Below are 5,072 nucleotides of genomic sequence, written 5' to 3' on the forward strand. Positions count from 1 at the left end.
CGTTAAAAATAATTCTTTTAGACGACTAAATTTCGTTATTTTTGCCTTGTCTAAGACAATTTTTTCTCTCAGCTCAAATTATAAACAAAGATAAACAGGCTCTAGGCTGTAAATCACTAAATTTATGCTCAGAATAATTAATCTGAGCATAAATTTATAATACACTGAAATAAAAATTCAGCTCATCAGGTCAATTCCAAATATGAGCAAAAAACAAATCAAATACGAAGCACTAGTACAGGCTTATCATAAAGACATTTACCGATACGCTTACTGGCTGACTCACGACCAACATATTGCCGAAGACATAGTGCAAGAAACCTTTTTGCGCGCATGGCGCAGTTTAGACAGTTTGCAAGATGATAAAGCCGCTAAATCTTGGTTGATTACCATTTTACGCCGTGAAAATGCCCGCCGCTTTGAACGCAAACAATTTGATATAAGCGATGTCGAAACCGATATTATCGCAGATAACCTTAGCTCAACTAACGAAGAAAATACCGAACAATACTGGCTACAAAAACAAATAACCCGCCTGCCCGACGAATACAAAGAGCCATTATTACTGCAAATTATTGGTGGTTTTAACGGCGAAGAAATCGCTGAATTATTAAAGCTCAATAAAAATACCGTGATGACGCGCTTATTTCGCGCCCGTAATATGCTTAAAGAAGCAATAGAAAATCAGTCAGCGAGGTTAAGCAATGGATGATTTAGAATTCAGACGTCAGGTGTATGCTTCACCCAAACAACATTCAAAAGAAATTAAACAAGCAATACTAGCAGATTCAAACAAACGTCAGTTTGCTGATGATATGCATAACTTTGAAAACCAGCTTGAACAGGCACTAAAAATAAGCGTGCCTGACGATTTAGCTGGCAAAATTATCTTAAAACAAAGCATAGATAAACATAAACAAAGTGAAAAACGTAAAAACCGCTGGTATCTTGCAGTGGCGGCCAGCATTGCTTTTATGATTGGCTTAACCATAAACTCGGTTTATTTAACCCCGTTTAATACACAACAGCCACAAGATTTAGCCAATTTAATGTTAAAACATGCCGAGCAAGACATGCTGCATCATTTTGCCAGCGCCAATGCGACTCAAACCAGCCAAGTCAGTTTAAATACAATTAATCAAAAACTGAGTAGTTACGGCGCAAGCCTCACCGACTCTTTTGCGATTGTGCGTTCAGTTAATTTTTGTCAGATGAAAAATGTTCGCGCTTTACATTTAATTGTGCAAGGTGAAAACGGGCTGGTAAATATATTTGTAATGCATACCATTCCAAACATTCAAAACTTACCACAAATCAATGGCGAGCTATTTAAAGGACAAGGTAAACGACTACCCAAAGCAGATTTAATGTACATTGGTACCCAAACTGAAAACCTAAACCAAATTCAGCAAAAATTTGAGAACAGTTTAAAATGGCGGGCTTAATCGTGTTAAAAGCGCATTTTAAGTTTGGTTAAAGCGATATCAAATTAAATAATATGCCAATGGCTTCTCGATTTGACGTACCTAAACTCGATTTGAGTTGATATTCATTTTAGATAGGCTAAATTTTTGAATTGATGATATTCACGCATTATGCGCCTTTAACCTATTCAGAGGTACAAAAATGAATATAAAAAGAACAATTTTAATATTAGCCAGCTTATCTTTATTCACAAATCCAGCATTATCTAAACCAGAACATGCAAAAGATAACCCGCAAGACCTTCCTCCTGGCTTGCAGAAAAAATACAATAAAGGTAAACCATTACCACCAGGCTGGCAGAAAAAGCTAAATAGAGGCGATATTTTAGATAGAGATATTTATGCAAGAGGCAATGTTGTTGTCCCCCTTGGTCAAGATGGCTCAATTACCATTGAAGTTGACGGAACTTTGTTACGTCTTCACGAAAAAACCCGAGAAATTATTGATATTTTGCAACGCTAGTATCGTTTATCCAAAGCTCTGGACAACGGAAATCACATTGTAGATCGGCGTTTATGCCATTAAACCATAGAACTCAACGAATTAAATAGTAACACTTAACTTAGTCTATCAGGTTTGAATAGAAAGACTTAATCAAACCTGATAGTTGCCAAAGTGCCAGAAGCGGAAGTTGAGCTCTAGGATATTTACGTCAGCTAAAGCCAGTTAGCCGACTAAACTTAAATACAGAAAAACAAGTTCAACGCCCAATTAAGGGGTGAACAACGCCTCCATCCAAACCTAAAGCATTGTGCCATAAACACTAAATTGAAGTAGAAGCAAAAGTGCCAAGCGTTGTGAATCCCTCTTAAATTGCTTGTTAGTTCTATCCTTCGATGCTTTTAAGGGAAATCATTAAAACGGGAAAATGCATTTTGTTTATCAACTGTAACGGTTGAGAATCCGTGTTGTCCGCGCCTGTTATATAACGCACTGCCTTTGTACTTGCTTCATCATCAAAGTCAATAACTGACTGTGGCTCAACTATTGCAAGCCTAAACTCTTCATCGAGCCATACGTATTTATGAGCACGAACTATTCGGCTTTTTTCTGAATTAAATATTGATTTAGGAAGTTTAGACTTTCGACATTGTGATAGTATTTCATTATTCAAAATATCCCAGGAGTGAAGGGATCCCTTATTAGCGTAGTTTTCCCAATCTGTAATAAGCTGGAATTCTTCACCTACGTTTACATGGCTTAGTTGAGTTTTATTAATAAGAGCTTCTAACACTTCACCAAGGCTAAAGCTACATTTTTGACCATTATTTGCGGGAGCACACATCCATCTAGACTTCCAATCTGATTTTTTACCCGGAGGACAAGCTCCAAACCAGCCATATGATAGTTTAGATCCACCACTTTTAGTGATTTTCAGATTTGAGTGAAGAGCTTTTTTACTTCTTGACGCTTTGAATAAGTCAAATGTAGGCCACTCAGATAGCAAAGCCAGTTCTTTTGCAGTACTGACGTTTTGCGATTTCCCTATTCCTATAGGAATATGTGGTATGTCTTTTTTACCAGATCGTTTAGCTTGAAAAATCAAAGAGCTTGAATATTGCCTCTGACTCACTTCCTTCCCACCTTTTAAATAACAAAACTCGTTACTAAAAACAAAAGCTGCATCACCCACTTCGACCTTTTTAGTAACAATGTGCCCATTATGATCGACAACTTTTTGTTTAGAAAAGTCAGCCAAGGGTCTTTTATCAATCCAACATACTGCAATTTCTAATTTTTGCTGAAATTGTCTGCTATTACTTAAGTTCTCTGTTAAGACATTAAGTAACTCTGCTAAAAATCTAGGCTCAAATAGTTTTGACAACTGTTCTAATTCACCTGTACCCGTCAAACTCAGGTATTGTGCATTAATTAAACTATCTAGTTTTTTTATATCTACTTGCACCGAAACCACTCCTATAGAACTAACGCCCGCATTTGCGGATGGTTTGGAGCGCAGCGGAAAACCATTCCGACAACATGCACTTGTTATATTCACTTATCCATTGCTGCTTTTTGGTTGGCTTCAATTTTTTTGTTTAGCTCTTTGCCTGCTTTTATCATCTCAGGCGTTAGTTCTTGCTGCATTAATTGAAAGTGCCTAGCTTGGATGATTGCTAAAGACATTGATCTTGAAATGACGAAATCATCAGAGTTGTTTAAAATCTTCGCTTTGGTTTCTTCAAGGCTATTATTTTTAACATCTCTTTGAATTAACCATAAGAAAAGATCTGTTACTTGTAATCCATAGGATATCTTTGAAGATTCTAATTTGAATTCTCCCAAGTCGTATTCAACTTCTTTAAATTGAGGGATGCCACCGAATTTATCTTCTTCAAAATCAACACCAAAAAACATGCGGTGATACTCTCGCATCGTTCCTTTAAACTCATCGCTCTGATCATGAACAAGCTCAGAAACTGATACGCTATACTCTTTGCAAAACCTATGCGTGGCAGTTAATAAACTAGAAAAAGCAATAATATTTGGTGTCTGTTTTTTATATGCGCTTTTCCCTTTAGCTGATATTAGGGTGAAGATTTCAGGGTTATCTATCGCGTAGCTTAGTCCTGCCGTGACAACTTCACATGCTCTTTTATCATAAATATATGGAGCTTTCTCCAGCAAGGCTTTACATATATTAATTAGGCCGTCCAAGTCGTCTTTTAAATAACAGCTCCAAAACTCAACGTCTAAACCGTCTTCCATCATATCGTCTATTAATATGCATAATGTGTGTCTGAATAGTTCAGTTGTGTACCAAAAAGGATGGACTGCGGGGTTATCCCAACAATCAAAGACAGTATCAACAAATTTTGTAGGTGCTATATACCTTTTTTGAAGTGTTGTGTAATGAAACCTCCATTGAGTACTGTCTAAAGCTTCCAATAACTCTAAGCAAAGGCTATTTACTTTCTTTTCTCCAAGTTCGTAACCATGCAACCTTTCCAGTCTGTTATCAGTGCAATACTTTTGAATTATTGGTGCGACTTTGGTTTCGATTTCACCAACGGATATTACTGCGCCTTGATAATAAACAGGTGACTTTTCATTAAAAATATCTTTACCTGAGTGTCCTGACTCATCGGCATATATGAAAGCACCTTCTTTACCTTTGCTCATATCTATCCTTAATGTGGCCATGTTGGCGTGTGAATATAACATCTTAATCATCAGAAGTGCGTATAGAATTTTTCAACATTGAGTCTATCAATACCATTCTAATACGTTTTAAAATCATAATTTCATAAAATTAATCCTACATTAACCAAAATGAAACAATAATTTTAAGGTAGAAACCAAACCACTCGTAAAGCGAGTCAAATATAGGGGCGTTATGTAAACTCATTATTATAAAAAACAAATAAAATCATATTGTTAATTTCTATCAAATAAATATTATCCGTTAATAACGATTTATCGCGCTCCGCTAAATTAACAGTGAAAAAGTAACAGCCGCCTTTTACAAAACACCTTCGATAATGCACATTAAAATTCCTTTTTAATCAGCCTGTTATATAGTTATAGAATAAATATTAGATCGTGCACTATTAAATTCGATTGTTGGGATTCGCTTCGCTCGACCC

General features: G+C 36.2%; 5 protein-coding genes. 3 read left to right on the plus strand and 2 right to left on the minus strand.

Annotated elements, in window-relative coordinates; translation table 11 throughout:
* Window positions 1–202: 202 nt before the first annotated feature.
* The 3 genes from N7931_RS18935 (at window position 203) to N7931_RS18945 (ending at window position 1,947) form a co-directional block, all read left to right on the plus strand.
* Window positions 203–712, plus strand: coding sequence for a sigma-70 family RNA polymerase sigma factor (locus N7931_RS18935; protein ID WP_262795905.1), 510 nt, complete (start codon window positions 203–205; stop codon window positions 710–712).
* Window positions 705–1,445 carry a DUF3379 domain-containing protein gene (locus N7931_RS18940; protein WP_262795906.1) on the plus strand — a complete coding sequence of 247 codons (741 nt, stop codon included), beginning with the start codon at window positions 705–707 and terminating at the stop codon, window positions 1,443–1,445. Before N7931_RS18935 ends, N7931_RS18940 begins: the two co-directional genes overlap by 8 nt.
* A gap of 181 nt (window positions 1,446–1,626) precedes the next feature.
* Entirely contained in the window at window positions 1,627–1,947 is a 321-nt protein-coding gene (locus N7931_RS18945; RefSeq protein ID WP_262795907.1) for a hypothetical protein, read from the plus strand.
* Window positions 1,948–2,311: 364 nt separating this feature from the next.
* On the opposite strand, the gene N7931_RS18950 is transcribed toward N7931_RS18945, so the two are convergent.
* Window positions 2,312–3,391 (minus strand): hypothetical protein, encoded by a 1,080-nt coding sequence (locus N7931_RS18950; RefSeq protein ID WP_193291211.1) that lies wholly within the window; start codon window positions 3,389–3,391, stop codon window positions 2,312–2,314.
* An 89-nt stretch (window positions 3,392–3,480) separates the two neighbouring features.
* Window positions 3,481–4,608, minus strand: a complete 1,128-nt coding sequence (locus N7931_RS18955) for a DUF3800 domain-containing protein (RefSeq protein ID WP_262795908.1) — start codon at window positions 4,606–4,608, stop codon at window positions 3,481–3,483.
* Window positions 4,609–5,072 lie beyond the last annotated feature (464 nt).

Source organism: Catenovulum sp. 2E275 (assembly GCF_025515275.1).
In the GTDB taxonomy this organism is placed as follows: Bacteria; Pseudomonadota; Gammaproteobacteria; order Enterobacterales; family Alteromonadaceae; genus Catenovulum.

What these genes read in the sequence shown, in the direction of transcription:
- N7931_RS18935 (WP_262795905.1), top strand. Translation starts at nt 203, where the DNA reads ATGAGCAAAAAACAAATCAAATACGAAGCACTAGTACAGGCTTATCAT.
- N7931_RS18940 (WP_262795906.1), top strand. Translation starts at nt 705, where the DNA reads ATGGATGATTTAGAATTCAGACGTCAGGTGTATGCTTCACCCAAACAA.
- N7931_RS18945 (WP_262795907.1), top strand. Translation starts at nt 1,627, where the DNA reads ATGAATATAAAAAGAACAATTTTAATATTAGCCAGCTTATCTTTATTC.
- N7931_RS18955 (WP_262795908.1), bottom strand. Translation starts at nt 4,608, where the DNA reads ATGAGCAAAGGTAAAGAAGGTGCTTTCATATATGCCGATGAGTCAGGA.